The organism is Nocardia paucivorans NBRC 100373 (genome assembly GCF_000308675.1).
GTDB classification, from domain to species: Bacteria; Actinomycetota; Actinomycetes; order Mycobacteriales; family Mycobacteriaceae; genus Nocardia; species Nocardia paucivorans.
Map to the genome: position 1 here is coordinate 174747 of NZ_BAGE01000057.1, position 25403 is coordinate 200149.

General features: G+C 67.1%; 27 protein-coding genes and 1 pseudogene. 9 read left to right on the forward strand and 19 right to left on the reverse strand.

The features are described from left to right. Nucleotides 1–300: 300 nt before the first annotated feature. Nucleotides 301–1332, reverse strand: coding sequence for a Ppx/GppA family phosphatase (locus ON32_RS21460; protein ID WP_040792750.1), 1032 nt, complete (start codon nt 1330–1332; stop codon nt 301–303). Nucleotides 1333–1493: 161 nt separating this feature from the next. Here ON32_RS21460 and ON32_RS21465 point away from each other — a divergent pair, with 161 nt between their 5' ends. Then, nucleotides 1494–2357, forward strand: coding sequence for a DUF3109 family protein (locus tag ON32_RS21465; RefSeq protein ID WP_051133535.1), 864 nt, complete (start codon nt 1494–1496; stop codon nt 2355–2357). A 156-nt stretch (nt 2358–2513) separates the two neighbouring features. Further along, nucleotides 2514–2861: a hypothetical protein gene (locus ON32_RS21470; RefSeq protein WP_040792751.1), complete on the forward strand. Its 348-nt coding sequence runs from the start codon at nt 2514–2516 to the stop codon at nt 2859–2861. Between the two features lie 128 nt (nt 2862–2989). Here ON32_RS21470 and ON32_RS21475 read toward each other — a convergent pair whose 3' ends face one another. From ON32_RS21475 to ON32_RS21510, 8 genes are all read right to left on the reverse strand, one after another. Further along, nucleotides 2990–3679, reverse strand: coding sequence for a winged helix-turn-helix domain-containing protein (locus ON32_RS21475; RefSeq protein WP_040792752.1), 690 nt, complete (start codon nt 3677–3679; stop codon nt 2990–2992). Next, a complete protein-coding gene (locus ON32_RS21480; protein WP_040792753.1) occupies nt 3676–4929 on the reverse strand; it encodes a sensor histidine kinase in 1254 nt (417 codons plus the stop codon). Before ON32_RS21480 ends, ON32_RS21475 begins: the two co-directional genes overlap by 4 nt. Before the next feature lie 274 nt (nt 4930–5203). Next, nucleotides 5204–7252, reverse strand: coding sequence for a CocE/NonD family hydrolase (locus ON32_RS21485; protein WP_040792754.1), 2049 nt, complete (start codon nt 7250–7252; stop codon nt 5204–5206). A gap of 201 nt (nt 7253–7453) precedes the next feature. Beyond that, nucleotides 7454–8191 carry a phosphoglyceromutase gene (locus ON32_RS21490; RefSeq protein ID WP_040792816.1) on the reverse strand — a complete coding sequence of 246 codons (738 nt, stop codon included), beginning with the start codon at nt 8189–8191 and terminating at the stop codon, nt 7454–7456. A gap of 73 nt (nt 8192–8264) precedes the next feature. Beyond that, nucleotides 8265–9155 (reverse strand): ROK family protein, encoded by an 891-nt coding sequence (locus tag ON32_RS21495; RefSeq protein WP_040792755.1) that lies wholly within the window; start codon nt 9153–9155, stop codon nt 8265–8267. Between the two features lie 77 nt (nt 9156–9232). Beyond that, nucleotides 9233–9706 (reverse strand): type III secretion system chaperone family protein, encoded by a 474-nt coding sequence (locus ON32_RS21500; protein WP_373284346.1) that lies wholly within the window; start codon nt 9704–9706, stop codon nt 9233–9235. 65 nt (nt 9707–9771) lie between these two features. Beyond that, nucleotides 9772–11130 carry a D-inositol-3-phosphate glycosyltransferase gene (gene mshA, locus ON32_RS21505; RefSeq protein ID WP_040792756.1) on the reverse strand — a complete coding sequence of 453 codons (1359 nt, stop codon included), beginning with the start codon at nt 11128–11130 and terminating at the stop codon, nt 9772–9774. 136 nt (nt 11131–11266) lie between these two features. Beyond that, nucleotides 11267–12088, reverse strand: coding sequence for an alpha/beta fold hydrolase (locus ON32_RS21510; RefSeq protein WP_040792757.1), 822 nt, complete (start codon nt 12086–12088; stop codon nt 11267–11269). Between the two features lie 108 nt (nt 12089–12196). Between ON32_RS21510 and ON32_RS21515 the strand changes: the two genes are divergently transcribed. Beyond that, complete coding sequence (locus ON32_RS21515; protein ID WP_040792758.1) at nt 12197–12934, forward strand: SDR family NAD(P)-dependent oxidoreductase; 738 nt, start codon at nt 12197–12199, stop codon at nt 12932–12934. A gap of 51 nt (nt 12935–12985) precedes the next feature. On the opposite strand, the gene ON32_RS21520 is transcribed toward ON32_RS21515, so the two are convergent. Beyond that, nucleotides 12986–14062 carry a UDP-N-acetylmuramate dehydrogenase gene (locus tag ON32_RS21520; RefSeq protein ID WP_083874703.1) on the reverse strand — a complete coding sequence of 359 codons (1077 nt, stop codon included), beginning with the start codon at nt 14060–14062 and terminating at the stop codon, nt 12986–12988. Nucleotides 14063–14119: 57 nt separating this feature from the next. Here ON32_RS21520 and ON32_RS21525 point away from each other — a divergent pair, with 57 nt between their 5' ends. The 4 genes from ON32_RS21525 to ON32_RS21540 all read left to right on the forward strand — a co-directional run bounded on the left by ON32_RS21525 (nt 14120) and on the right by ON32_RS21540 (nt 16863). Then, on the forward strand, nt 14120–14623 hold the full coding sequence (locus ON32_RS21525) for a DUF2505 domain-containing protein (RefSeq protein WP_040792759.1): 504 nt from the start codon (nt 14120–14122) through the stop codon (nt 14621–14623). Nucleotides 14624–14692: 69 nt separating this feature from the next. Next, entirely contained in the window at nt 14693–15220 is a 528-nt protein-coding gene (locus ON32_RS21530) for a DUF2505 domain-containing protein (RefSeq protein ID WP_040792760.1), read from the forward strand. Beyond that, entirely contained in the window at nt 15178–16089 is a 912-nt protein-coding gene (locus ON32_RS21535; protein WP_245551206.1) for a class I SAM-dependent methyltransferase, read from the forward strand. The genes ON32_RS21530 and ON32_RS21535 overlap by 43 nt, the downstream gene beginning before the upstream one ends. A 45-nt stretch (nt 16090–16134) precedes the next feature. Continuing rightward, nucleotides 16135–16863 carry an LmeA family phospholipid-binding protein gene (locus tag ON32_RS21540; protein WP_040792761.1) on the forward strand — a complete coding sequence of 243 codons (729 nt, stop codon included), beginning with the start codon at nt 16135–16137 and terminating at the stop codon, nt 16861–16863. 39 nt (nt 16864–16902) lie between these two features. On the opposite strand, the gene deoC is transcribed toward ON32_RS21540, so the two are convergent. Further along, complete coding sequence (gene deoC, locus ON32_RS21545; RefSeq protein ID WP_051133536.1) at nt 16903–17613, reverse strand: deoxyribose-phosphate aldolase; 711 nt, start codon at nt 17611–17613, stop codon at nt 16903–16905. Between the two features lie 124 nt (nt 17614–17737). Here deoC and ON32_RS21550 point away from each other — a divergent pair, with 124 nt between their 5' ends. Both ON32_RS21550 and purU read left to right on the forward strand, forming a co-directional pair. Continuing rightward, nucleotides 17738–18295 (forward strand): GNAT family N-acetyltransferase, encoded by a 558-nt coding sequence (locus ON32_RS21550; protein ID WP_040792762.1) that lies wholly within the window; start codon nt 17738–17740, stop codon nt 18293–18295. A 69-nt stretch (nt 18296–18364) separates the two neighbouring features. Then, entirely contained in the window at nt 18365–19255 is an 891-nt protein-coding gene (gene purU / locus ON32_RS21555; RefSeq protein WP_040792763.1) for a formyltetrahydrofolate deformylase, read from the forward strand. 13 nt (nt 19256–19268) lie between these two features. Here the strand turns inward: purU and ON32_RS21560 are convergent, their stop codons facing one another. The 8 genes and pseudogenes from ON32_RS21560 to ON32_RS21595 all read right to left on the reverse strand — a co-directional run. After that, on the reverse strand, nt 19269–19835 hold the full coding sequence (locus tag ON32_RS21560) for a vitamin K epoxide reductase family protein (protein WP_051133537.1): 567 nt from the start codon (nt 19833–19835) through the stop codon (nt 19269–19271). Beyond that, nucleotides 19832–20557: a DsbA family protein gene (locus ON32_RS21565; protein WP_040792764.1), complete on the reverse strand. Its 726-nt coding sequence runs from the start codon at nt 20555–20557 to the stop codon at nt 19832–19834. The genes ON32_RS21560 and ON32_RS21565 overlap by 4 nt, the downstream gene beginning before the upstream one ends. A 185-nt stretch (nt 20558–20742) precedes the next feature. Next, nucleotides 20743–21579: a polyphosphate kinase 2 family protein gene (locus ON32_RS21570; RefSeq protein ID WP_040792822.1), complete on the reverse strand. Its 837-nt coding sequence runs from the start codon at nt 21577–21579 to the stop codon at nt 20743–20745. 30 nt (nt 21580–21609) lie between these two features. Beyond that, complete coding sequence (locus ON32_RS21575) at nt 21610–22356, reverse strand: ESX secretion-associated protein EspG (RefSeq protein ID WP_040792765.1); 747 nt, start codon at nt 22354–22356, stop codon at nt 21610–21612. After that, nucleotides 22353–22919: a hypothetical protein gene (locus ON32_RS21580; RefSeq protein WP_040792766.1), complete on the reverse strand. Its 567-nt coding sequence runs from the start codon at nt 22917–22919 to the stop codon at nt 22353–22355. The genes ON32_RS21575 and ON32_RS21580 overlap by 4 nt, the downstream gene beginning before the upstream one ends. After that, nucleotides 22912–23346 (reverse strand): hypothetical protein, encoded by a 435-nt coding sequence (locus ON32_RS21585; protein ID WP_051133538.1) that lies wholly within the window; start codon nt 23344–23346, stop codon nt 22912–22914. The genes ON32_RS21580 and ON32_RS21585 overlap by 8 nt, the downstream gene beginning before the upstream one ends. Nucleotides 23347–23717: 371 nt before the next feature. Further along, nucleotides 23718–24986 carry a saccharopine dehydrogenase family protein gene (locus ON32_RS21590; RefSeq protein ID WP_040792767.1) on the reverse strand — a complete coding sequence of 423 codons (1269 nt, stop codon included), beginning with the start codon at nt 24984–24986 and terminating at the stop codon, nt 23718–23720. Nucleotides 24987–25010: 24 nt separating this feature from the next. Next, nucleotides 25011–25403, reverse strand: a pseudogene (locus ON32_RS21595) (AarF/ABC1/UbiB kinase family protein); the annotation flags it as partial.

Below are 25403 nucleotides of genomic sequence, written 5' to 3' on the forward strand. Positions count from 1 at the left end.
CGGGAGCCCGATTGTCGTCCGTACTCGACACGGCAGGAGAGCTGTCCGTCCCCGACGCGTCGTAACCGGGCAAGTTCTCTTCATCGACCGCGGTGGCACCGTATTCGGCGGCGGCCTCCTCGTCGTCGGACGCCGAATGCGCCGAACGACGGCCACCGGCCCCGGGCCGGATATCACCGGCCAACTCGGCCACCGAGATACCGCGTCCGGCCCGGCGACGTCGACCGCCCCCGGACGCCGCCCCCGACTGTCCGTTGCGCGCGAGTAGTTCCGCGACGGACAGCTGCTGGGATTCCTCACTCATGACGGCACCGTTTCGATCGAGCCCTGCGATGCGCTATCGCCGGGTGTCGGCCCACTGTTCTCGGCGGCCGCGCCCGGTGCGCTCGCCATCGGCAGTCCACCGTCCACATCGGTATCCAGTTTGCGCAGAATCAGCCCCTCACGCAGCGCCCAGGGACAAATTTCCAGGCTATCCAGTGACAGCGCTCGCATACTCGCCTCCGCGACCAGGGCCCCGGCCACCAGTTGCCGTGACCGTTCGGCGCTGACGCCTTCCAATTCCGCACGATCGGCCGCCGTCATCCGGGAGATGAAGGCGATGAGCTGACGCAGCCCCGAAATGGTCAGTGTACGGCGTACCCGGGGGCCGGCGCCCGATGGCGCGGCACCGGTGAGCCGGGCCAGCGAGCGGAAGGTCTTCGAGGTTCCGACGGCGAGATCGGGTTTCCCGGCGGCGGACAGTTCCTTGGCGGGAGCGACCAGTTCCGCATTGAGCCAGTCGCGCAGTAAAGAGACCCGTCGTTTGCTCGGCGGATCCTCGGGCAGCCATTTGCGGGTCAGCCGACCCGCGCCCAATTGCAGAGACAGCGCCACGTCGGGTTCTTCGTCGCCCCCGTTGCTCATTTCCAACGAACCGCCGCCGATATCCAGGTTGAGGATTCGTCCGGCGCTCCAGCCGTACCAGCGGCGCACTGCCAGGAAGGTCAGCCGGGCCTCGTCCACCCCGGACAGCACCCGCAGGTCCACTCCGGTTTCGCCCCGCACCCGGGCCAGCACCTCGTCGGAGTTGGTCGCCTCGCGCACCGCCGAGGTGGCGAACGGCATGAGTTCGACACAGTCGGAAGTTTTGGCGAGCGCGGCCAGGTCGCCCACGGTATCGATGAGCCGACGGGCGCCTTCGTCGGTTATCCGCCCCTCGTCGTCCATGTTCTCCGCCAACCGCAGCGTCGCCTTGGTGGAGCTCATCGGCATCGGGTGGCCACCCCGGTGCGCGTCCACCACCAGCAGGTGAACGGTATTGCTGCCGACATCGAGTACCCCTAGACGCACATGAACACGGTACTGGGTGAACCTGAACCATTGCCCCGGCGGCCGACGTGTTAACGTCGGAAATTGTGACGTCAGGCGCAACAACGAGCGACCGGACCAGCACTTCTTCCGACGATCGGACCGGTGCCGAACCGGCCCGAACACCGGACCCCGCCCCCAAGATGCGGCCCTCGCAGGAGACGCCGCTGGACTTTCCGCGCGAATGGCTCGAATTCCTCGATCCCGCCGATGACGAACATCTGATCGTCGCCGACCTGACCTGGTTGACCTCTCGCTGGACCTGCGTTTTCGGCACGCCCGCCTGTCAGGGCATCCTCGCCGGGCAACCGGACGCCGGTTGCTGCACCCACGGGGCGTTCCTCTCCGACTCCGACGACCGCAAACGGCTGCGCAAAGCGGTGAAAATGCTCACCCCCGAGGACTGGCAGCTGATGGAGGAGGCCCGGAACAAGAAGGGCAAGATCGGCCGCAAGGGTTATCTGGAATGGGACGACCTGTCCACCGGACCGGCCGAGCGAACCCGCCGAGTCGACGGTGCCTGCATTTTCCTGAACCGACCGGGTTTCCCGGGCGGGGCGGGCTGCGCTCTGCACATCATGGCCCAACGCCTCGGTGTCCCACCGCATACCGTCAAACCGGATGTGTGTTGGCAGCTGCCGATCCGCCGCATCCAGGAATGGGTGACCCGGCCGGACGGGGTGGAGATCCTGCGCACCACCATCACCGAATTCGATCGTCGCGCCTGGGGGCCGGGCGGCATCGACCTCGACTGGTACTGCACCGGCTCGCCCGACGCTCACGTCGGGAGCCAACCGGTCTGGAAGTCCTACGACCACGAACTGATCGAACTGATCGGTGAGCCCGCCTACCGCGAACTCGTCCGACAGTTGCAGCGGCGCAAAGGTCTGGACATCATCGCGGTGCACCCGGCCACGGCGCGGGCACAGCGCAAGGCGGCGGCGCGCAAGGCGTCCGGACAAACCGATCCGAGGAAGGTCATCGGGTTCGAGTCGGGCCGGTCGTAGCAGCCCACGGCCCGGTGGCGAAGTAACGCGCCCGGATCTGTCGCAGCTCACGCCGGCAATGTCCTACCGTATCGGCCGGCGTCCTACCGTATCGGCCGGCAGTCGATACGGATTCGTCCCACGACACCACATCGAGTCGGCCCGTACCGTAGAAGCATGACCCGCGTCGCGTCGATCCTGGCCGCGGCCGTATTGACCACGGCCGGCGCCACCCTGTCCGCACTGCCCACGGCAGCCGCCGATCCGGAGGCATCCGCCGACCCCACCCGGTTCTTCGACCGAACCGATGAATTCGTCCCCGCCGACAGCCCGGAGGCCGGCGCGGCCCGAGCCGCAGGCCGCCACCTCATCATGAGCCCGCACGGTACCGATCGAAAGATCGTCTGCCGCGGCAACGGCACCACGGTCCCGCTCTACGACTGCATGCAGGAGGACCTACTGGGCTGGACGATCCTGCGCCGAACCGAGACCCCGCTCGGCGAGGTCTGGCTCCACCTGCCCTGACCGGGGCCCCCTCCGTGGCCACACTCCGCTACCGCCTCCGGGCGCATCCCGCTCAGGCTGCATCCACACGGCCTGACCGGGGCACCCTCCGTGGCCACACTCCGCTACCGCCTCCGGGCGCATCCCGCTCAGGCCTCGAGCTTGTAGCCCAGGCCTCGGACGGTCACCAGGTGTTCCGGGCGCGCCGGATCGGCCTCGATCTTCGAGCGCAGTCGTTTGACGTGCACATCGAGGGTCTTGGTATCGCCGACATAGTCCGCGCCCCATACCCGGTCGATCAGCTGTCCCCGGGTGAGGACCCGCCCGGAATTGCGGAGTAGGTATTCCAGGAGATCGAACTCCTTCAGCGGCAGGGTCACCGGTTTGCCGTTGACCTGCACGGTGTGGCGGTCCACATCCATGCGCACCGGCCCGGCCTCCAAGACGCCGTTCTCGCTGCCGCTGTCGAGGTCTTCACTCGCCCCGCGCCGCAGGACCGCGCGGATGCGGGCGATGAGTTCCCGGGCGGAGTACGGCTTGGTGACATAGTCGTCCGCACCGAGCTCCAAACCGACCACCTTGTCGATCTCACTGTCCCGAGCGGTGACCATGATCACCGGCACCCCGCTGCGGGTCCGTAGCTGTTTGCAGACATCGGTGCCGCTCATACCGGGCAGCATCAAATCCAACAGCACGATATCGGCACCGGACCGGTCGAACTCGGCGAGCGCGGACGGGCCGTCGCCCACAACGGTGACCTCGAAACCCTCCTTGCGCAGCAGGAAGGCGAGCGGATCGGCCAGCGATTCCTCGTCCTCGACGATCAACACACTCGTCATCTGCGAGCCTCCACACCATTCGGTCGGCCCGGCCCCGAAAGGCGCGGGCTGTTTTCTCTCTTGATCGACGCGGGCCGCTCCGTGGCAGACTTCGCGGACCCGTCGACGGCAGCGTCGGCTTCCAGGTGGGCGGGTATGCGCAAGGTGAACGTCGAGCCGGTACCCAACTTGCTCCACAGGGTGATCTCACCATTGTGGTTGGCCGCCACGTGTTTCACGATAGCCAGCCCGAGACCGGTGCCACCCGTGGCGCGCGAGCGGGCCTTGTCCGAGCGGAAGAAGCGTTCGAAGACCCGCTCCTGGTCCTCCTTGGCGATACCGATACCGCGGTCGGTGACGGCCATGGCCACGTAGTTCCCGCGCAGCGACCGACTCACCGAGACATGCGACCCCCGCGGCGAATAGTTGATGGCGTTCTCCACCAGATTCGACAGCGCGGTGATCAACAGGGTCTCGTCACCGAGCACCTCGAGCCCGCTGGGCTTGTCGGTGCTGACGGTGATCCCAGCGGCCTCGGCGGCGGTGCGGGAACGGTCCACGGCCTGCGCGACGACGGTGTCGACATCGACGACTTCGAGTTCCGGCAGTTTCTCCGCCCCCTGAAGCCGCGACAGCGCGATCAACTCGGTGACCATCTTGCCGAGTCGGTTCGATTCCGCCAGTACCCGCTCACCGAAATGGCGGACGGCCTGTGGGTCATCGGCCGATTCCAGTAGCGCTTCGGCCAACAGGCTCATCGCGCCGACCGGGGTTTTGAGCTCGTGGCTCACATTGGCCACGAAATCGCGCCGGGTGGCCTCCATCCGGGCCTGTTCGGAATCGTCGTCGGCGAACAGGACCGTGAAGCCGGTCTCCTCCGGCGACAACGGACGGGCGACACCGCGCACCGCGATCCGGCCGCGACCGGGGTTGGGGTTCTTGGCGGTGAGGTCGAACTCCGCGGACTCCCCGGTGGCCAATACTTTCTCCACGGCGGCCCAGGCGCGCTCGTCGAGCAGCCGGTCGCGGACCAGGCCGAGTTCTTCGGCCCGCGGATTGACCAGCACCACATCGCGGTATTGGTCGACGACGGCGATTCCGCTCTCGGAGGCGAGCACGATCAGATCCAGTACCTGTGACATGGTCAACCCGGAGTTGGCCTGTCTACGCGCGGCCTGTCGGGCGCTCACATAAGGGATGACCAGTCCACCGACGGCCAGTCCGACAACAGCCGCCAAGACTGCCAACAGCACGGCCTGGGGAACGCTCACACCATGAATCGTACGGTTGCCACCGCACGAACCAACCCCGGGTTGGCGATGTTTCGCGCAGGTCACAGGCGGTTTCAATAGCGTTGTCCGTGTGTTCACTCATTGTTCGGGTCGGGCCGGTTCTCCCTCGGCGACATACCGTTTCCGCCGCCGACCGGCCCGGACCAGGTGATCGCGCCGCATGGCGTGCGGCACGATCACCTGGTATTTCGGAATGATTCCGATCCGGGACGAATGTGACGAGAATCGCCCGGATCGACACTCCGGGCGCCCCTCACCAACCGGGATCGCCGAGGACCGAAACGTTCAGGAAGCTCGGGTGGTTGGGGTCGAGTTGCAGATGCTGCGGCTTCAGCCCGGTATCGAGCAGCATGGGCAGGATCGGCAACCCCTTCGGAAAGTTGCCCGCGTACACATCGACCCGCAATCGATGTCCGGGTTCCAGCTTCGCCTCGATCGCCGGAATCGCGATATCGAGGGTGGTGACCTCACCGGGCACGGTCTGCCGGCGATGGTCGACGGACAGGAACGGGCGCGGATCGATGTAGTCGCCATTGGCCGACCGGCTGCTGAGGGATTCATCGATCTCCCGCAGCGAGGCCATGAGCTGTCCCGAGGACAGCACCCGGGACTGTCCGTCCGGCGCCACATCGTTCACGGTGACCACCCAGTACCCGTCCGCGGCGTCCTGCACCGTCTCGAGCCGCACCGCCATCGGCCCGGAGATCTCGACCGCCGCGGCGACCGGAGCACTGGTAAAGGTGAGGCCGTTCGATTCCTGAATCCGCGAGTCGGCGCCGCAGGCATTGATGACCGCCACCAGACCGGCGGTGGCCTGGGCGGCGTCATTGGAGCACAGACCGGTCAAACCGGGGGCCACGGTCAGCCGGGCCGGGGAGCCGGCCGCCGGGGTGAGCGAACCGTCGTACACGCTGTGTCCGGCGGTGCCGCTGGGCGCGGCCGTCAGATACATGCGCCGATACTCGGCTTGCTGCTGCGGGTCGCTCTCGCCGAAACCGCCCTGGGTGACCCAGCCGCCGCCCTGCTGCCGCAGGGTGACCGGCCCGTACTCGTCGATCCCGTTGTCGATGCCCTTGAGCCATTTGTCGAACCAGGCTCGCTGCAATACGTCCAGCCGCGGTGGCAGCCCCGGTCGACCCGTCTCACTTCCGGAGTTGATGTGGTAGGTATCGCCCATCAGCAGCTGTTTCTGCCCGGGCGGCAGCGGGATCTGGTTGTAGATCTGGGACTCGGAGTAGGTGAACAGATCGTGCCAACCGCCGGTCACGAAGGTCGGCACCCCGATCCGGGAGGGGTCGCCCAACCAGGCCTGCCGGTCGGCGCTGTCGCCGCGGATCATGTCCTGGAGCCGGGGATCCAGATCCTCGACCCGAGGGGTGGTGTAGGCGTCGAGGAAGACATCCAGATAGGTGAACGGGGAAGACAGCCGGTCGTGTAGCCATTTCTGGTCGAAGGCCCCGGTGAGTATCGACTGCACGTCCGGAACCCATTTGGTCAGGTTGATACCGGCCAACCACAGCGGAATGAAGTTGAAGCCGAAGCCGCCACCGGGGATGAGCACATCCTGGACCAGGTCGCTTCCGGGAACCACGGGAAAGATCGCCTTCAGGGCAGGCGGGTGCTGTTCGGCGGCCTGGAGCTGGTTGATCCCCGAATACGACATACCACTCATCCCGACCCGGCCGTCGGACCACGGTTGCCGAGACGCCCAGTCGATCACCTCCACGGTGTCGCGCTGTTCCCGCTGCCGCAACATATCCCAGACGCCCTGGGAGAAGCCGGTACCGCGCACATCCACCACGATCTGCACGTAACCGCTCTTCACCAACTGCCGGTCGACGGCGAAGTTGCGCAGCGCTCCGCCGCCGAAGGCCTTGGTCAGATCGGTGAGACCGGACAGCGGGGTGCCGGTCATATCGAAGTCCCGGGCGATCTGCATGAGCGCGTCGGAGAGCCCCGGCACGGAACCGATGTGATCGACCAGGTTCGAGGCCAACTTGGTGTAGGGCGTCATATTGACCACGACCGGCGTGCGGGTGTCGGCCGGCCGGCCGGTGGCATCGGCGGGACGGTACACATTCGCCTTCAGCACCGTGCCGTCACTCATGGTGATCGGCACATCCCAGCTGATGTGGATATTCGGGTACTGCTGAGGACCGTCGTGAGTCGCCGCCCATTGGGCCCCCGTCGCTCCCCCGTCCGGCCCGGAGGGTTTCGGCGCGGCGGATGCGCTGCTCCCCAGTAGCGGAGCCAACAGTACGGTTGCCGCCAGGGCCACCGTGGCTCGTAGCACAAACTTCATTCGACGTGACCCATCTCTCGGACTGGTCGGGCGTCCGAGAGCATACACATGCCTTACCGGTCGGTAAGGACAAACAACGGCACAACCGAAACGATTCGAATCGCGCACGAAGAAGGACCGACGAAGCAGTTGCGAGTCACAAACGAGCCGCGCCCCGATCCATTGACGGATCGGGGCGCGGGCGCGGAAATTCCGAGTGCTCTACCTACCGCCCTGGCTCGCCACGGCGGCCGCGCCGGCGGCGGCGGCCTCCGGATCCAGGTATTCCCGCGGACGCACCGGGCGCAGATCCTCGTCCAGCTCGTAGCGCAGCGGAATACCGGTGGGAATGTTCAGCCCCGCGATATCGGTATCCGAAATCCGATCGAGGTGTTTGACCAGGGCGCGCAGCGAATTGCCGTGCGCGGCGACCAATACGGTCTTTCCGGTGCGCAGCTCCTGGGAAATGGTCGACTCCCAGTACGGCACCATCCGGTTCACCACATCGAGCAGGCATTCCGTACGCGGCACCTCGATACCGGCGTAGCGCGGATCGCCTTCCTGGCTGTATTCGTCGTCGACATCGATGGGCGGCGGCGGGGTGTCGTAGCTGCGCCGCCACAGCATGAACTGGTCCTCGCCGTACTGTTCCCGGATCTGCGCCTTGTTCTTGCCCTGCAGCGCACCGTAGTGGCGTTCGTTGAGCCGCCAGTCGCGAACCACCGGAATCCAGTGCCGATCGGCGGCGTCGAGTGCGATATTGGCGGTGCTGATCGCCCGGCGCAGCAGCGAGGTGAAGGCGATATCGGGCAGCACACCGTGTTCGGCCAACAGCTCTCCGGCCCGTTTGCCCTCTGCGATGCCCTTGTCGGTGAGGTGCACGTCCACCCAGCCGGTGAACAGGTTCATGGCATTCCATTCGCTCTCGCCGTGGCGCAGCAACACGAGGGTGTACGTCATGCGGGCCATCCTGCCATGAGCGTGGGCCGTAATCGTTGCGGGCCTTCTACCAGGCCGTCGGAGGATTCGACCGCTACCGAGCGGCGTCGACCGCCAGAATTCCGGCACCGGCCAGGGTCGCCCCCTCGGGTAGTTCCGAAGGCACCACCCGAAGTTCGCGAGTGAAGGACAACGCCGCATGCCGGGCGACCGCGGCACGGAGCGGGCGCCACAGCGGATCACCCGCCCCGGCGAACCCCCCGCCGACCACGATCCGATCGATATCGAGCAGCGCCGCGGCCGAGGCCAGGGCCCGACCGAGCGCGGTACCGGCTCGCTCCAGGGCCGCGGCGGCCACCGGCTCCCCGACGGCCGCCGCGGCGGCCAGTTCCACCCCGCTGTGTCCCGACCAGCCCTGGGCCCGGGCCCAGCGCACCGACGACATCCCACTGGCCACCGCCTCCACGCACCCCACTCCCCCGCAGGCGCACGGCACCTCCTGGCCGGGGACCACGATATGACCTATGTGCCCGGCATTGCCGGTGCGACCCACGACGACCCGTCCGTCCAGCACGATCCCCCCACCGATCCCCGAGGACACGGTCACCGCCAATCCATTGGCGACACCGCGCAACGCACCCCACCGATGTTCGGCCAGGGCCAGGCAGGCGCCATCGATGGCGAAACGGACCTCGGCGGCCGGAAACAGCTCCCGAACGGCGTCGACGATCGGGAAACCGGACCGCCACTCCGGGATATTGAGTGCAGCCGTCACTCCGGCCGACACCTCGACCGGCCCGGCCGAACCGATCCCCACCGCCGTCACGGGCGCATTGTCGGCCACCCGAACGAGCAGCCCGCGACACACCTCCCATACGGCCGAACGCGGAACCGGAACCTGCTGCACGGCCTCGACCCGTCCCGTCGGATCCACCCGCGCCGCGGCGAACTTCGTCGCGCCGATATCCAGCGCCAGAGCCGTCATACCTTCTCTTACCAAACGGGCCCGCCACCCGGCCACCTGCGCCGGCCGGTCCGCGCTCGCTCACCCCGTCGAACGACTCAGGGTTTGTCGGCGGAATCCACCAGATGCTCGAAGGCCCGCAGATTGTTCAGCGACTCCCCACGCGAGACCCGCCATTTCCATTCCCGTCGAATGGATTCGGCGAATCCGAGTTCGAGCAGGGTGTTGAAGTCCGCGTCGACGGCCTCCAGCACCTGACCGAATATCCGGTCGAGTTCGTCGGGGGTGACGGCGTGGTGGGGCATCCGGCCGACCAGGTAGATATCGCCGATCCGGTCCAGGGTGTAGGCCACACCGTAGAGTCGACGGTTGCGCCGCAGCAGGAACTTGTAGACGCCACCGAAATTCTCGTCGGGCTTCCGGCAGACGAAGGCCTCGATTCGCACCCCGTAGGTGCCGACGGTGAGCATGACATTGGTCTTCAATTTGCGCTCACCGGGCAATACCACCACGAAGGTGTCCTCGGCGGGCCGGGTGTATTCGATCTCCCGATCGCGCAGGGTCTCGTCGATGATCCGCGTGACGCCCGAGACGTCGGGTGCCGAACCGGTCGAATCGTGCGGTGCCGTTCCGTCGCTCACCGTCGTGCTCCCATCCGGCGCCGCCACAGCGCCCGCGATTTGGCCTGACCATCACCGAGGATAGTGGCGGAGCGCTCGTGCCCGGCGCGTCGCCTGCGCTCGGCCAAGGCGGTCCGGTAGCTGGCCAGCAGTCCTTCGGCGGTGTGCTCCCAGGAGAAATTGGCCGCGTGCTCGGCCGCGTTCGAGCGCATCCGATCCAGTCGGACGGGATCGGCGAGCAGGTATTCGAGGGCATCGGCCCATTCGGGAATGCGATGGTTCGCCACCAGCAGACCGCTGTGTCCGTGCCGGACGGCAGTGCCCAACCCGCCGACATCGGCCGCCAGCACCGGCGTTCCACTGGCCTGGGCCTCGACCGCGACCAGGCCGAACGACTCGTTGTAACTGGGCACCGCGACCAGATCCGCGGCCCGATATACCTGCACCAACCGATCCGGTGGCTGCGGGGGCAGGAAGGTGACGCGATCGGCGATACCGAGCGTGGCGGCCAATTCGATCAACGCGTCGGGACGCTCCAATCCGGTTCCGGAGGGGCCGCCCACAATGAGCACCCGCAGCCGGCGCCGGGGCTCCCGGCGCAGCACCTCGGCAGCCGCCCGCACCAGCACGTCCGGAGCTTTCAGCGGTTGAATGCGTCCTACGAACGCGACGACCTGCTCATCGGCGGCCAATCCGAGCTCGACACGGGCCCGGGTCCGGTCGCCGGGCCGGTAGCGGTCGAGGTCTGCGCCCGGTGGCACCACATCGATCCGATCCTCGGTCGCCCCATACAGGTCGATGAGCTGTCCGGCCTCCCGAGTCGTATTGGCAACCAACCGGTCGGCCTCGGCGATCACCTGTTTCTCCCCGATTTCCCGGGTGGCAGGTTCGGGACAGTCACCCTCGGCGAGTGCGGCATTCTTCACCGCGGCCAGGGTGTGCGCGGTGTGGATCAACGGGACCCGCCACCGGTCTCGGGCCAGCCAGCCGACCTGGCCGGACAGCCAGTAGTGCGAGTGCACCAGGTCGTAATGGCCGGGCAGGTGCCGCGCCTCCTGGCGCAGCACTTCGGCGGTGAACGGACACAACTGAGTGGGCAGATCGTTTTTGTCCAGTCCCTCGAACGGACCGGCCACGACATTGCGAACCAGCACTCCCGGGGCGGCCTCCTGCACCGGCGGCAGATCCGACGAAGTGGCACGGGTGAAGATCTCGACCTCGGTGCCTCGCCGGGCCAATTGGAGCGCGGTCTGCAGTACGTAGACGTTCATTCCGCCCGCGTCACCGGTACCGGGCTGTGCCAGGGGTGAGGTGTGCACCGTCAACACGGCTATCCGATTCGGCCGTGGTTCCTGGCGCTGACTCACGATGTCCATAGTGCACGGTGCAACACACCGCCCCGACGCACACATTCCAATCAGTGATATTGATAACATCGCGGATTTCGGCTATCCGAAATCCGCTGGTAGAAATACCGAAACATCGATTGCCGCTATGAATGGGGCGTCCGGGTCACAGTCCCGCGACGAAGCGGTCCACCTCGGCCACGAATCGGTCCGGGTCCTCGATGAACAGCCCGTGCTGCGCCCCGTCCCAGATGGAGAGGGTGCCTTGCGGAACGGTCTCGGCGATATAGCGGCCATTGCCCAGAGGAACGACCGGGTCCGCGGAACCGTGCAGCACCAGTACGGGAACATCGAGCCCACGCAGGGTCTCGGTATTGTCGACCGTCCGGACGAACAACGCCTTGCGGACAAACGGCGGAGTGGCCATGCTCGCACCGAACAACCGCTGCGCGATGGCCCCCTTGTCCCGGCCCGGGCCGGTATTGGCATTGCCGAAGGCCGCGAAACCACGCATCGCCTTACCCGGACTCTCCTCGAACGCCTCGGGCATCGCCCGTTGGATGACCTCCCCCACCTCCGCACCGGGCACCCCACGGCCGATATTGGCCATCGCCCCGGTGAAGACGACACCGGACACCGCGCCGGTTCCGTACGCGGTGAGATAATCGCCGATCACCAGGCCACCGTAGGACCACCCCACCAACACGGCCCCGGATTCGATCGACTCCGCGGTGAGTACCGCCGCGATATCGGCGGCCCAATTCTTCGAATCGTCGTATCCGGTGTCCGGCGCCCCCGAGTAACCGTGTCCGCGCAGATCGAGCGCGATCACCCGGAACCGTTCGGCGAGTTCCTCGGCCGCCCGGCCCCAGCAGCGCAGATCCGCCGACCATCCATGCACCAGCACCAGCGGACGAGCGTCGGCAGGACCACTCACCCGGTAGACGATGTTGGTTCCGTCCGCGCTGACCGTTTCCCGAAGTGCCATGCCGGCATGTTATCCGGGGTTCCGATGCGACCGCGGCGGCCGGTGTATCCACGGTCGTACGCGGACCGGCGCGGAACCGCACCCGATGCCGCCACCTAAGATCGCCCCATGCGCACACGCACCGCTGTCGTCACCGGGGCCAGCTCGGGTATCGGCGAGGCCACCGCCCGAGAACTCGCGAAACAGGGCTACCACGTGTTCGTGGGCGCCCGCCGCGTCGACCGGCTGCGGCGGCTGGCGGACGATATCGGGGGCACCGCCCTGGAGCTCGACGTCACCTCCGACGAATCGGTGCGCGCCTTCACCGAAGCCGTCGAAACAGTGGACGTACTGGTCAACAATGCGGGCGGCGCCAAAGGACTGGCTCCGGTCGCCGAGGCCGACCTCGACGACTGGCGCTGGATGTGGGAGACCAATGTCCTGGGTACGCTGCGCGTCACCAAGGCACTGCTGCCCAAGCTCATCGCCTCCGGCGACGGTCTGATCGTCACCATCACCTCCGTCGCCGCCTTCCACGCCTACGACAACGGTTCCGGGTATACCTCCGCCAAACACGCCCAGGCCGTCCTGCACCGCACCCTGCGCGGTGAACTGCTCGGTCAACCCGTCCGCCTCACCGAGATCGCTCCCGGCGCGGTGGAGACCGAATTCTCCCTGGTGCGGTTCGGCGGAGACGCCGAACGCGCCGCGAAGGTGTACGAGGGAATCGACCCGCTCGTCGCCCAGGACATCGCCGAGATCGTGGCATTCGTCGCAAACCGGCCGCCGCATGTCAACCTGGACCAGATCATCGTCAAACCACGCGACCAGGCCGACCCCGGACGGTTCGCGCGCCGCACCTCCTGACGCGACGCTCCCGACGACGACCCGGCCACACAGTACGGCGGGCCACCGGAACTACAACTCCACCCCGACCGTCACCGGCTCCGGAACCAGTTCGACGCCGAAACACTCCGCGACCCCGTCGCGCACGGTACGTGCCAAGGCCACCAGATCGGCGGCCCTGGCAGCGCCCCGGTTGGTGAGGGCCAGGGTGTGTTTGGTGGACAACCGAGCGGGGGCGTCGGACCCGGGGAATCCCTTGGCGAAACCGGCCCGTTCGATAAGCCATCCGGCGGAGAACTTCGTGCCGCCCGCCACCGTCCAGGTGGGTACCGGTACATCCGCCCCCACCCGAGCGCGGATGGCCGCGAGCACCCGGTCGACCTCGGCCGCCGGCACGACCGGATTGGTGAAGAACGAACCGGCGCTCCAGGTGTCGTGGTCGTCCTCGTCGAGCACCATCCCCTTACCGGCGCGCAAGGCGAGCACCGCGGCCCGGACCTGAGCGGCGGGCCGGGACTCGCCCTCCTCGGCGTCGAGCGCGCGGGCCAATTCCCGATAGCGAAGGGGCGCGGACGCACCGGACGGATCGAGGGCGAATTCGACGGCGAGCACCACGGCGTCGTCGCGGTGTTTGAGCCTGCTGGTGCGATAGCCGAGCTCGAGATCGTCCGGATCCACCCAATACGTTTCACCGGTGATTCGATCAAGCAGCCGCACCCGGCGGAGCAGCTCGGCCACCTCCACCCCGTAGGCACCGACATTCTGTACCGGCGTCGCCCCGGCCGAGCCGGGAATCCCGGACAGACACTCCAACCCGCCGAACCCGGCCCGAACGGTCCGGGCGACCACATCGTCCCAGACGGCGCCCGCTTCCGCGGTCACACTGTCGGCGCCGAAGGTCACGCCGGTGGAGGCGACCCGAACCACCACACCGGGGACCTCGTCATCGCCCACCAGCAGATTCGAGCCACCGGCGAGCAACAACACCGGAACACCGGCGGCGTCCAGGGCCACGACGGTGGCCACCAGCGCCTCCGTGCTCACGCAATCGGCGACGATGGCCGGCCCGCCGACGCGCAGGGTGGTCAATTCGGCCAGCGGCACGGCGGGGCGGACCCGCGCACCCGTTCCGGCCAACAGATCGCGCAGTTCATCCGTTGGGACAACCCGAGAAGTTCGCACGTCCAGACGGTAGCGTGTCGATCCATGGCTACACCGCTGGCGTATACGGCTCGCTACATTCACCCCATCGACGTCATTCGAGTCGCCTTCGCTGACGAGCAGTACTGGAAGGACCGGGTCGCGGCGGTCGGCGGACCGAATGCCCGGTTCGTCTCACTCACGGTCGGCGAGGACCACGGCCGGGTCGAAACGGTGCAGTACATTCCCGCCGAACTGTTGCCCCAGGCCATCAGCGCGGTCCGCCCGGGTGATCTGGTCATCCCGCGGGTCGAGACCTGGACCGGCGGCCGGGAGGGGACCTTCGAGGCCCGGGTGCAGGATGCGCCCGCCGAGGCCAGTGGCACCATCATCGCCGTCGACGAGCCCACCGGCGCGGTCGCCACCATCGAAGGCACCGTGACGGTGAAGATCCCGATGTTCGGCAAGAAAATCGAAACCGTCCTGGCCGAACGCCTCACCGACCTGCTGGACGCCGAAACGGAATTCACCAACAGCTGGATCACCGAGCGCGGCATCACCGTGAACTGATCGATCCCGGCCTCCCGAAGGCCGCCCGGCCATGCCCGGTCGACACCGCTGCCGGTAACGTAACCGCCCATGGCCCGCCGACTGGACTACTCCGCCCGCTACCCGCTGCACACCACCAAGGAGTTGTACGCGGCGCTGTCGACCCGGGACTACTGGGAGGCCCGGATCGAGGAGATGCGGAAGTACTCACCCAACGAACTGGTGAGCCTCGAGGTGACCGAAGCGGGGATCGAGATGGTCTCCCACCACATCCTCCCGCGGGAGACCCTGCCCGAGATCGCGCAGACCGTGATCCGCAAGGACATGGTGATCACCCGCAAGGAGTATTTCGGGCCATTCGAGGCGGAAGTGGAAGGCCGCTACACGGCCTCCATTCCCGCCGGCCCGGGCAGCCTCGGCGGCACCATGCGCCTATTCCCCACCGATACCGGCTGCACCCTGCGTATCTCCTCGGAGGCCAAGGTGTTCATTCCGATGGTGGGCCCACGCCTGGAACAGCTCATGCTGGTGAATCTGGTGGATCTCTTCCGGGCCGAAGCCGAAGTAACGCAGAAGTGGCTCGACGAACACCATCCCACCGACCGAACGAACCAGTAGGAAACATCACCCGCGGCACCACCGGAATCAACCGCCTGCGCCGCAGCGACCGCCGGCTGATCCACGACCCTCTGATCGGCGCCCGCCTCCGAGATGCCGCCGACCCGCTGGTGGTGGACCTCGGATACGGCGCACAACCGTGGACCACCCTGGAGCTGGCAGCCCGGCTGCGGAGGGTCCGCCCGGATGTGCGGGTCGTAGGGCTGGAAATCGATCCGAACCGCGTGGTGCCGCCCCGAGATGGGGTGACCTTCGCCCGCGGCGGTTTCGAGCTGGCCGGACTACGACCGGTGCTGGTGCGCGCCTTCAACGTGTTGCGGCAGTATCCCGAATCCGCGGTGGCCGATGCCTGGGCCACCGTCCGGTCGAATCTGGCCCCGGGCGGTCTGCTCGTCGACGGCACCTGCGACGAACTCGGTCGCCGCTGCGCCTGGGTTTTACTGGACGGCAACGGACCGCGTTCGCTGACCCTGGCCTGGGATCCATTCACCGTCGAACGGCCCTCCGATATCGCCGAACGGCTGCCGAAGGCGCTGATCCACCGCAATATTCCCGGGGAACGCGTCCACGCCCTGCTCGGCGCGGCCGATCGGGCCTGGGCGCACGCCGCCCCCCAAGCGGTGTTCGGGCCACGGGTGCGCTGGCGTGTCGCGGCCGATATCCTGCGCGAACAGGGCTTTCCGGTACACGACTACCGTCGCCGACTACGCGATAACGTACTGACCGTGCCCTGGTCGGCGGTGGCGCCCCATCCCACGGTGGCGCCCCGGCCCCCATCGCGCGGAATCGCCGAATCCACAAGCTGTGCCCGATATCACACTCGGACGCGAGCCGGCCGGTGCGATCATCCGGTCACCGAACACCCATAAGCGGAGCTCATAACGGACACAGAAATCTCGGGAAGAATCTGTTCCATGTCCCTCCAGAGCCGCTCCATTCCGAAGGCCGGTCGACGCCATATCGTGCCGATCGCGCTGATCGCCGTGGTCGTCCTAGTGGCCGGCGTGCTCGTCGCGGGCGAGGCCTACGCCCGGCACAAGGTCTCGAACTGCATCAGCAGCCAGTTCGAGAAAGAGATGGGTTCCCGGATCAAAGTGGGATTCGGTCCCAAACCCCTGCTCATCACCTGGATCGACGGCAAACTGTCCGAGCTGACCGTGGACAGCGACGACGCCGACTTCGGCCCCGCCGCCGGAATGCGGGTACACGCCCGATTCAATGATCTCGACGTATCCGACAGCAGCACCACCGGCACCACCATCGGTAGCTCCGCGGCCCATGTCGACTGGAGCAACCCGGGTATCGCGCAGACCTTGAAGGGCCTGGTCTCCGAGGTGCGGTCCGTTCCCGCGACCGGACAACTGGATATGCGGGTGCTGGGCGGAATCGGCACCCTCCAGGTCGTTCCGCAGATACGCGACGGCAAGGTGGACGTGCAGGTCTCCTCGGCCAGCCTGCTCGGGATCGGAATACCGAACGATCTGGCCGAAGGTGTGGTCGATCTGATGACCGACAGCCTGCAGACCTATCCGATGGGTCTGCAACCCACCGAGGTGCGGGTTACCGACTCCGGTCTCGAGGTGGATCTGCACGGCGGACCCACCCGGCTACCTCCGGCCGAGAACAGCGAAGCGACCTGCTGATACACAACCCCACGAGCAGCCTCCCGGCCCCCTCCGGGGTCACACTCCGCTACCGCCTCCGGGGCCTGCGCTCGGCTGCCGGGGATCGGCGAATCCGTCCAGGACGGCCCGCGATTTCGACAGGCCGAGGCGGGTGGCGCCCGCGGCGACGAGTTGTGCGGCTGCCTCCGCGGTGCGGATTCCGCCGCTGGCCTTGATTCCGAGCCGCCCACCGACGGTTTCGGCCATCAGCCGTACGGCGTGCACGCTCGCGCCTCCGGCGGGATGGAAACCGGTGGACGTTTTCACGAAATCGGCTCCCGCCCGCTCGGCGGCCCGACACACCCCCACGATCGCCTCGTCGGACAGGGCCGCGGACTCGATGATCACCTTCAGCAGCGCCTTGTCGGCGATCGCCTCACGAACCGTGACGATATCGGCCAGCACGGCGGAGAAATCCCCCGCCACCGCGGCCCCCACATCAATCACCATATCGATCTCGGTGGCCCCCTGATCCACGGCCAACCGGGCCTCGGCGCCCTTGACCAACGAATGATGTTTTCCGGAGGGGAAGCCGACCACCGTGGCCACCACCAGCCCCGGCGCCCGCACCGGCAGCATGGACGGGGAGACACAGATCCCGTACACCCCGAGGTCTCGGGCCTCGGCCACCAACGCCGTGATATCGGCATGTGTCGCCTCCGGCGCCAGGAAGGTGTGGTCGATCATCGCGGCCACTTCGGCCCTCGTCAGCGACGGTAGATCAGCCATGGGGTGAGAGTTTGACACAGCGCGCTCGCCGCGTCGGTCGCGGGCGGCGCGGGGCGGGTGAATTCGATTGCGCGCCTCGAACGTACCGGAGCACACTCGGTACAGTCCGGGAGGAGTAGACCACTTGCTGATCCGACGCGAACACACCGGCGATTCCGACGCCGTTGCCGCCGTGCACCGCAGTGCTTTCGCCTCGCGCTACGCGGTTCACACCTCGCACGGCGGAGCAGCTCCGGACGGCCTCGCCCCCGCCGACCCACCGGAGATCGCGCTCCTCGACCGACTGCGCGGCGACCCCGGCTGGGTGCCGACCCTGTCCATGGTGGCGGTGGAATCCGACGAGATCGTCGGGCACGTCTGCCTCACCCGCGCCGCCGTCGGCCCGTTCCCGGTCCTGGCGCTCGGCCCGCTCGGCGTATCGGCCGATCGGCAGGGTCGGGGTATCGGTTCGGCACTCGTGCACGCCGCCGTCGGTGCCGCCGATGCCCTCGACGAGCCACTTATCGGCCTGCTCGGCAGTCTCGACTACTACCCGAGGTTCGGGTTCGTTCCCGGCGCCCGGCTCGGTATCCATCCCGACGAGCCGAGTTGGGTCGACCATTTCCAGGTCCGCACACTCAGCACTTACGAAGACCACATCATCGGTGTATTCCACTATGCCGAGCCGTTCTACGAACTGTGAGCGGCCTCCACTGGCACCGACACCGACCGGCCCGGTCACGAGCTCCCACGGCCCTGGCAGGATGACCACATGGTTTCCGCCGCACCCACCTCCGACGACCGCAGGTACGTCCTCACCATGGGCTGCCCGGACCGGCCGGGCATCATCGCCACGATCAGCTCGTTCATCGCCGGTTTCGGCGGCTCGATCGTGGAGGCCGGCTACCATTCCGACCCCGATACCGGCTGGTTCTTCACCCGGCAGGCGTTGAAGGCCTCGACCGTGCCGTTCGGGGTGGACGAACTGCGCGGCCGATTCGCCGCGATCGCCGACGAACTCGGCTCGGCCACCGACTGGCAGGTACACGATTCCGGTGTCCGCCGGCGCGTGGTGCTGCTGGTCAGCAAGGAAGGTCACTGCCTGCACGACCTGCTCGGCCGCGCCATCTCGGGAGAACTGCCCGCCACCATCGAGGCGGTGATCGGCAACCATCCCGACCTCGCCGAGATCACCGAGGCCCACGGCGTACCGTTCCACCACGTCCCGTTTCCGAAGGACCCCGCCGAACGCGGCCCGGCCTTCGAGCGGGTGCGCGATCTGGTGGACGCCCACGACCCCCATGCGGTGGTCCTTGCCCGGTTCATGCAGGTCCTACCACCCGAACTGTGCGAGCACTGGGCGGGGCGGGCCATCAATATCCACCACAGCTTCCTCCCGTCCTTCGTCGGCGCCCGCCCCTATCATCAGGCCTTCGCCCGAGGGGTGAAGCTGATCGGAGCGACCTGCCACTATGTCACCGCCGATCTGGACGCGGGCCCGATCATCGAACAGGACGTCATCCGCATCGACCACGCCGACGAGGTCCAGGACATGGTCCGGCAGGGCCGCGATATCGAACGAGTGGTCCTGGCCCGCGGCCTGCGCTGGCATCTGGAGAGCCGGGTGCTGGTCCACGGCAATCGGACGGTGGTGTTCTCCTGACCGCGCGACCGGATCAGACCAGCGACAACCAGTAGTCCTGGAAGCGCAGGAACACCAACAGCAGAACCACGGCGTAGAAGAGAGCTACGAACGTCCATCGCCATTCCGCGACCACCCGCAATGCCCCGCGGTCACCACCCCACAACTGTTGGGTGATCACCGCGAGCAGCGGAGTGATGATCGCCCACACCAACATGCAGTACGGGCACAGTGCGTTGATCCGGTACAGGCTCTGGAAGATCAACCAGCAGACGAACAGGGTGCCCGCGGCCGTTCCCAGCCACAGACCCGCCCAGATCCATCGAGGAAACCCCACCCCGACCACCGACAGCACGCCCAGGGTCACCACAACCGAGAAACCGACGACGCCGATGATCGGATTCGGGAAACCGAGCACCGCCGCCTGGTCGGTGGCCATCACCGATCCGCAGGACAGGACGGGGTTCAAACTGCAGGAAGGAACATAGGCCGGGTCCTTCAGCAGTTTGAAATCCTCGATGGTCAGGGCCAGGGCGGCGATCCACCCGGCCAGGCCGCAGAGCAGCAATGCCCAGGCCGACCGCTGCGGAATACGGATCACCGGCCCGTGGCCTCCGCGATCGCCGACTGCAGTTGACTCTGCTGGATCTGCTTACCGTCCACGAAAACCGTCGGTGTGCTGTTGATGCCCTCGTCCAGCAGCGCATTCGACTTGGCCGCAATGTACTTGTCGTACCTGCGCTCGGCGATGCACTGGCCGATCGAGGGATCGGTGTAACCGGCGGACTTCGCGATCTCGATCAGTTCGCTGTCAGGCAGACCGGAACCGCCCTCGGGTGGCTGCCGCTCGAACATGGTCTGCAGCCACTTCTGGTAGTTGTCGGTACCGGTCTCGGCGACGCAATAGGAGGCGTTGGCCGCGCGCGAGGAGTACTCCGTGCTGGAGGCCCGATCCAGGAACGCCGCGATGTTGTACTCCACGGCCGCGGTGCCGTCCGTCGTCACCTGTTGCAGCAGCGCGCCGTTGCGGACCTCGAACATCTGGCAGGCCGGGCACTGCAGATCGGCGACGACCCGCACGGTCGTCTCGGCGTCCGGGGCGCCGATCCGGATGGCGCCGTTATCGGTGGCCACCGTCGGAACGGGGCCGATATCGGCGACGGAGTCGGAATCACCGGAATCGCGGAGGGCGAGCCCGATACCGATGGCCGCTATCAGCACGATCAGTACCCCGGCCACCGCCACCTGGATCAGGATGTTGCGCCGGCGATCGGCACGCCGGGCCGCTTCCAACGGATTGGTCGGCCCCGGTTTCCTGCTCACCGTGTGTTCACCACGCCTTTCGCTCGGCTACAAGTCCCTTTACCGGCGATCCTAGTGGGCCCGGTCGGGCACCGGTCCTACCGTGACGGGAGGCACACTCGACCGGCCTGCGGCTCGACACACCGCCACATCATCACACCGGCCCGCGGGTCTGCGCGGATACCACGCCGACGGGACGAGCCGCCTCAAACGTCGGCGAGCCGGCGTTTCTCCGCTGCCACATCGAAGGAGGGAGCCGGCCAGTCCAGCCCAAGGCTCTGGAGGGCCTCGATGAGCAGCTCGGTGACGGCCAGCCGGGAGAACCATTTGGCATCGGCGGGGAGCGCATACCAGGGGGCGTACTCGGTCGAGGTCCGGTCCAGCACGTCCTGGTATGCCTCCTGGTAGGCGGGCCAGAGGGCGCGTTCGTCGATATCGGCCGGACTGTACTTCCAATATTTGTCCGGGCGTTCCAGCCGCTTGCGCAAACGTTTCTTCTGCTCGTGGCGGGAGATGAACATGGCCACCTTCACCAGGGTGGTGCCGCCGTCGACCAGCTCCCGTTCGAACGAGTTGATCTCGTCGTAACGACCGTCCCAGACCGCGGGCGGAACCAACTCGTGTACACGCACCACCAGAACGTCCTCGTAATGGGAGCGGTCGAAAACGCCCAACTGTCCACCGCGCGGCAGTGCCTTGCGTATCCGCCACAGATAGTGGTGGCGCGCTTCCTCGGGCGTCGGCACCCCGAACGAGGTGTGGTCGACGCCCTGCGGGTCCACCGAGCCGATGACATGGCGCACGATACCGCCCTTGCCCGCGGTGTCCATCCCCTGCAATATCAGCAGTACGCTGCGGCGATCCCCGCATCGGCCATTGGCGTAGAGCTTTTCCTGGAGCTCGGCCAGTAGCGGCCGGCGCTCGGCGAGCAACCGCAGACCATCGGACTTGTCACCGCGGAAACCGGGACGAGCCGAGGTATCGATATCGGTCACTCGTAGACCGTCGGCGCACAAGGCCAGGCTCGCCGAGGTCGTCCACATCGCCACCACCCGGAAGTACCACGGACGGGCTCACCGAATCTGGGCCAGCGCCGACAGTTTGTCGGCGAAATCGATGTCACCGACCGGAAGCAGGACCAGCTCGTCGCCCGCGGTGAGCAGGTAGCGCCCGTCGCCCCGGATATCGAGCCAGCTGCGATGTCGGGTGGGTGGGGACATCGGGTTCTCCGGTTCCACCGTGACGGTGATGAACCCGCGGCCGTCGACGGGTTTACGCAGGGCCTGGCGGAATCGGACGGCGCCGTGCTGTCCCTCGGACGCGGATATCGGCGTATCGGTGAGCACCGCGTCATGCGGTTCGCGCAGGGGACCCAGTTTCCCCGGCTGCGCGCTGCCGATGATCGACACGATCCGTTTGCCCAGGCCACGGGCGTGACACATCAGGACCGTCACGGCTTTCGAGGTGGCGTGCAGTATGGCGGCGTGATGGTGGACGACGGCCGCGAAGACGAGGATGGGCTCGCTGTCGGTATCGCCTGTGCCGGCACCGACACCGCGACCCGATGCGGCCGTGGCGACCCGACGCTGCCCCGAGACGGTGATGGTGGTGGCGTCGGGACGGGCACACAGCATGAGGGCGGCCGCCAGATCCGGATCCGCTTGTCTGGCGAACCGCTGCGGTAATCGCAGGGCGGCGTATTCGGATTCGGTGCGCACGGTGGCGCTCGGAGCCAGATTGACCGGGTAGGGACGCCGGTCCAGGCTCGTCTCATTGGCCCAGACGTAACCGAACTCGTCCGGGGTGAGTACCCATTTCACCGCCGCGGGCTCCCGCCGGGCTCGGGTTGCGCGGGAAAGCGAGGGACGCGGTCACCGGAGGCCGGGATGGTCGGGGTGTAGAAAAATGTCATCGTGTCCTGGGCTTCGGCCGTGGCCTCGGCCGCCGCGGTGTCGTGGTTCATTCTGCGTATTCCGCCGTGTACTGCTTCCGCCACCGGATCACCCAGGGGACGGTACGGTTTCGGCGCCGAGATGGCGGCCCGGATCTTCTGCGCGGCGTCACTGTTACCTTCCATGAGTCGCTGCAGGGCTCGGCACACCTCCTGGGTGTCACGGCCCACCCGGATGAACTCGCGGGTTGCCTGCCAGGCTGCTCGGGCGGTCCGGCCCGACCACCGGCCGAATTCCCGGTCGGTGATATCGGCGAAGGTCTGAAATGCCTCGGCCACCGCGTCGGCGTTGGCCTGCCAGGCCGCCGCCGCGCGACCGAGTGTGCTCGGGTCGAGCGCCTGCACCGCATCCCATATCTCCTGATGGGTGTAGCCGGCGAAACGCTCGCGTTCCGGCGCGTACGGCGGATCGACATCGGGGGCGTCAGCCACGAGCGCCCCCTTCCTCCGCTACGCCCGGCGGTGGGTCGGCCAGTTGCGCGGCGACCAACGCGACAGCGGCCCGGTTCGCCGCGTCGGCCTCGGTGAATTTCTTCCCCGCGGCCAGATACGCCGCCTTGTACAACAACGCGGTCTCCTGCAGGGCGGTGAGGGTGTCCAGATATTCGGACGCCTTACCGCCGAAACCTCGCGCCAATGCCCACCCGGTGGGCAGGTCCGGGAAGCCGGCCGTCCCGGGCAGTGTCGCAATCACCTGTCCGCCCGCCCGAGCCCGATCCAAATCGTCGACCAGCGCGTCACAGGCCACCGCCAGGCGGATGGCCACGTCCTCCGCCAATTCGAACGCATCGCCACCCCCGGCGACAGCCGACGCGTACAGCCGCCGGGCCGCGGCCTGTCCGATATCCGGTATCGCCATCCGCGTAACCCCCTTCCGCCCAGGACTTTTCACGGGTAAACCGGAACTCTACCGCTCGGTAGAGTCCTTCACTTCGGTTCGAGAGGGCGAAGGGCGGTTGAGCTCCGGAGCATCGGACATGCCCCGGTTCCCCTGTGGTGCGGCCGCATTCGGCCGGCCGTGCCGGAATCACAAGGGAATCGAATATCCACCGGACGTCGAAAGTCCGGACAGCATAGGTGATATAGCCGACGAGGACGTTCACCCGGAAAGTGACGGCAATGACGATCCGGACATCGGCACCCGGAGCATCTCGATGGCCGAGCAACGGACCGCCGATCGCCACGCCCCTCCCTACACCATGGGGGTTTGCACGAGGTGTAGTACCGGGTTCATGCGTCCGGTAGCCGCTTCACCTCTATGGTGAGGCCGGCGGCCCGCAGTCTTTCGGTGAGCGCGTCACCCATGGCCGCGGCCGGTGTGAGCACCCCGGCCGGTTGCCGGTCGGCATCGAGGGGCCGGTCGGAGTCGAAGGCCAGGCACAGCCCGCTCTCGCCGAGCATGAGCGCGGTCGCCTTGTACCCGGGATCGCCGCTACCCGCGAAGGTCGCGACATAGCGCGCGCCCGAGGTGGTGCGGGTATAGGTCCGCGACCGGAACCAGCCGGTCTCCCGACTGTGCTCGCTCGGACCGGTGCCCGGTGCCGGTAGTACCCGGTCCAACAGTTTGCGACCGGTCGAAAACCGCGACAACAACGCGCCGGTCACTACACCCGCCGCGAGACCACCGGATATACCGGCCGCCACCAATGGCGCCACCGGGGACCTACCGGCGCTCATCACCTCGCGATAGCGGAAATTCTTGCCGTAAACCCAGCCGAGCAGGCCATTACTGCGCCGCACGATCTTGGTGTTGTGGGCGGCCATGACGAAACTGCCCACCCAACCGTCCAGACTCGGATCGATGGTGTCGGCCCGCCGGACGGTGGTCATATCGGGCTGCGGTCCCAGATCGGGGTCTCGGGCCGGATCCGGGCTGAGCGAGTACGGATCGGTCAGGATGGAGCGCTTGCCCGGATCGGCGGCGATGGCCTCCATCATGGCGCGGCCGGAATCAATGGTGCCGCCGCTGACGCCACCCTTGATCTCCGCGATCAGGGTGGTGTCGCCCAGTTCGCCGGTATTGTCGGCCACCGTGCTGCGGTAGAGCTGATAGACGCTCAGATCGGAGGGGACCGAATCGTAGCCGCAGGAGTTCACGATTTTGGCCCCGGTGCGTACGGCTTCGTCGTGGTGGCCGTCGATGGCGTCGCGGATGAACAACGGTTCACCGGTGAGGTCGGCGTAGTGGGTACCGGCCTTCGCACAGGCCGCGACCAGCGGCATACCGTAGCGCAGATAGGGACCGACCGTGGTGATGATCGCGGTGGTGCGGGCGGCCATTGCGTCCACGGCGGCCTGGTCACCGGTGTCGGCGACCACGAGTTCCCAATCGGGAACGCCGATTTCATCGCGAACCGCGGTGAGTTTGTCGAGCGAACGTCCGGCGAGCGCGATACGCGCCCCCGCGGGAGCCGCTCCCGATACGTACTGCGCGGTGAGCTTGCCCACGAAACCCGTCGCGCCGAAGATGATCAGGTCGAATTCCCGTACGTCTGCCATGACTTCCAGCTCCTCGAGCGGTGGTTAGGCCTCGCGACGTGCGCCGCGGGTGGCCGAGCGGCGCTGCGCCAGCCATTGGTGGTGGATTCTGCCGAGCTCGGTGACCGGCGGCTCGTCGTAGAGCCATTCCCGGGCCACCCGATGCCAATTACCGGTCGCCTCCAGCTGGCCGAGCATGCCGAAGGTGAGGAAATCGGCGCGCCGGGAAAAAAGATGCTCCGGCGGCAGGTTCTGTTGTTTCATCGCATCGAATTCCCCGGCCCGGGGATCGACCGCCAAAAGGAAGGCGCCGCCGGCCAATTCCGGGGTAATGGTCAATTCCTGGTCCACCAGGCACCATTCCGAGGCGGCGAGTACGTACTCCAGGCATTCCTCGACGCCGACCTGGTCGGTCGATTCGATCACACCGCGCCGAAT

What these genes read in the sequence shown, in the direction of transcription:
- ON32_RS21465 (WP_051133535.1), top strand. Translation starts at nt 1,494, where the DNA reads ATGCGGCCCTCGCAGGAGACGCCGCTGGACTTTCCGCGCGAATGGCTC.
- ON32_RS21470 (WP_040792751.1), top strand. Translation starts at nt 2,514, where the DNA reads ATGACCCGCGTCGCGTCGATCCTGGCCGCGGCCGTATTGACCACGGCC.
- ON32_RS21475 (WP_040792752.1), bottom strand. Translation starts at nt 3,679, where the DNA reads ATGACGAGTGTGTTGATCGTCGAGGACGAGGAATCGCTGGCCGATCCG.
- ON32_RS21485 (WP_040792754.1), bottom strand. Translation starts at nt 7,252, where the DNA reads ATGAAGTTTGTGCTACGAGCCACGGTGGCCCTGGCGGCAACCGTACTG.
- ON32_RS21490 (WP_040792816.1), bottom strand. Translation starts at nt 8,191, where the DNA reads ATGACGTACACCCTCGTGTTGCTGCGCCACGGCGAGAGCGAATGGAAT.
- ON32_RS21495 (WP_040792755.1), bottom strand. Translation starts at nt 9,155, where the DNA reads ATGACGGCTCTGGCGCTGGATATCGGCGCGACGAAGTTCGCCGCGGCG.
- mshA (WP_040792756.1), bottom strand. Translation starts at nt 11,130, where the DNA reads ATGGACATCGTGAGTCAGCGCCAGGAACCACGGCCGAATCGGATAGCC.
- ON32_RS21510 (WP_040792757.1), bottom strand. Translation starts at nt 12,088, where the DNA reads ATGGCACTTCGGGAAACGGTCAGCGCGGACGGAACCAACATCGTCTAC.
- ON32_RS21515 (WP_040792758.1), top strand. Translation starts at nt 12,197, where the DNA reads ATGCGCACACGCACCGCTGTCGTCACCGGGGCCAGCTCGGGTATCGGC.
- ON32_RS21525 (WP_040792759.1), top strand. Translation starts at nt 14,120, where the DNA reads ATGGCTACACCGCTGGCGTATACGGCTCGCTACATTCACCCCATCGAC.
- ON32_RS21530 (WP_040792760.1), top strand. Translation starts at nt 14,693, where the DNA reads ATGGCCCGCCGACTGGACTACTCCGCCCGCTACCCGCTGCACACCACC.
- ON32_RS21540 (WP_040792761.1), top strand. Translation starts at nt 16,135, where the DNA reads ATGTCCCTCCAGAGCCGCTCCATTCCGAAGGCCGGTCGACGCCATATC.
- deoC (WP_051133536.1), bottom strand. Translation starts at nt 17,613, where the DNA reads ATGGCTGATCTACCGTCGCTGACGAGGGCCGAAGTGGCCGCGATGATC.
- purU (WP_040792763.1), top strand. Translation starts at nt 18,365, where the DNA reads ATGGTTTCCGCCGCACCCACCTCCGACGACCGCAGGTACGTCCTCACC.
- ON32_RS21570 (WP_040792822.1), bottom strand. Translation starts at nt 21,579, where the DNA reads ATGTGGACGACCTCGGCGAGCCTGGCCTTGTGCGCCGACGGTCTACGA.
- ON32_RS21585 (WP_051133538.1), bottom strand. Translation starts at nt 23,346, where the DNA reads ATGGCGATACCGGATATCGGACAGGCCGCGGCCCGGCGGCTGTACGCG.
- ON32_RS21590 (WP_040792767.1), bottom strand. Translation starts at nt 24,986, where the DNA reads ATGGCAGACGTACGGGAATTCGACCTGATCATCTTCGGCGCGACGGGT.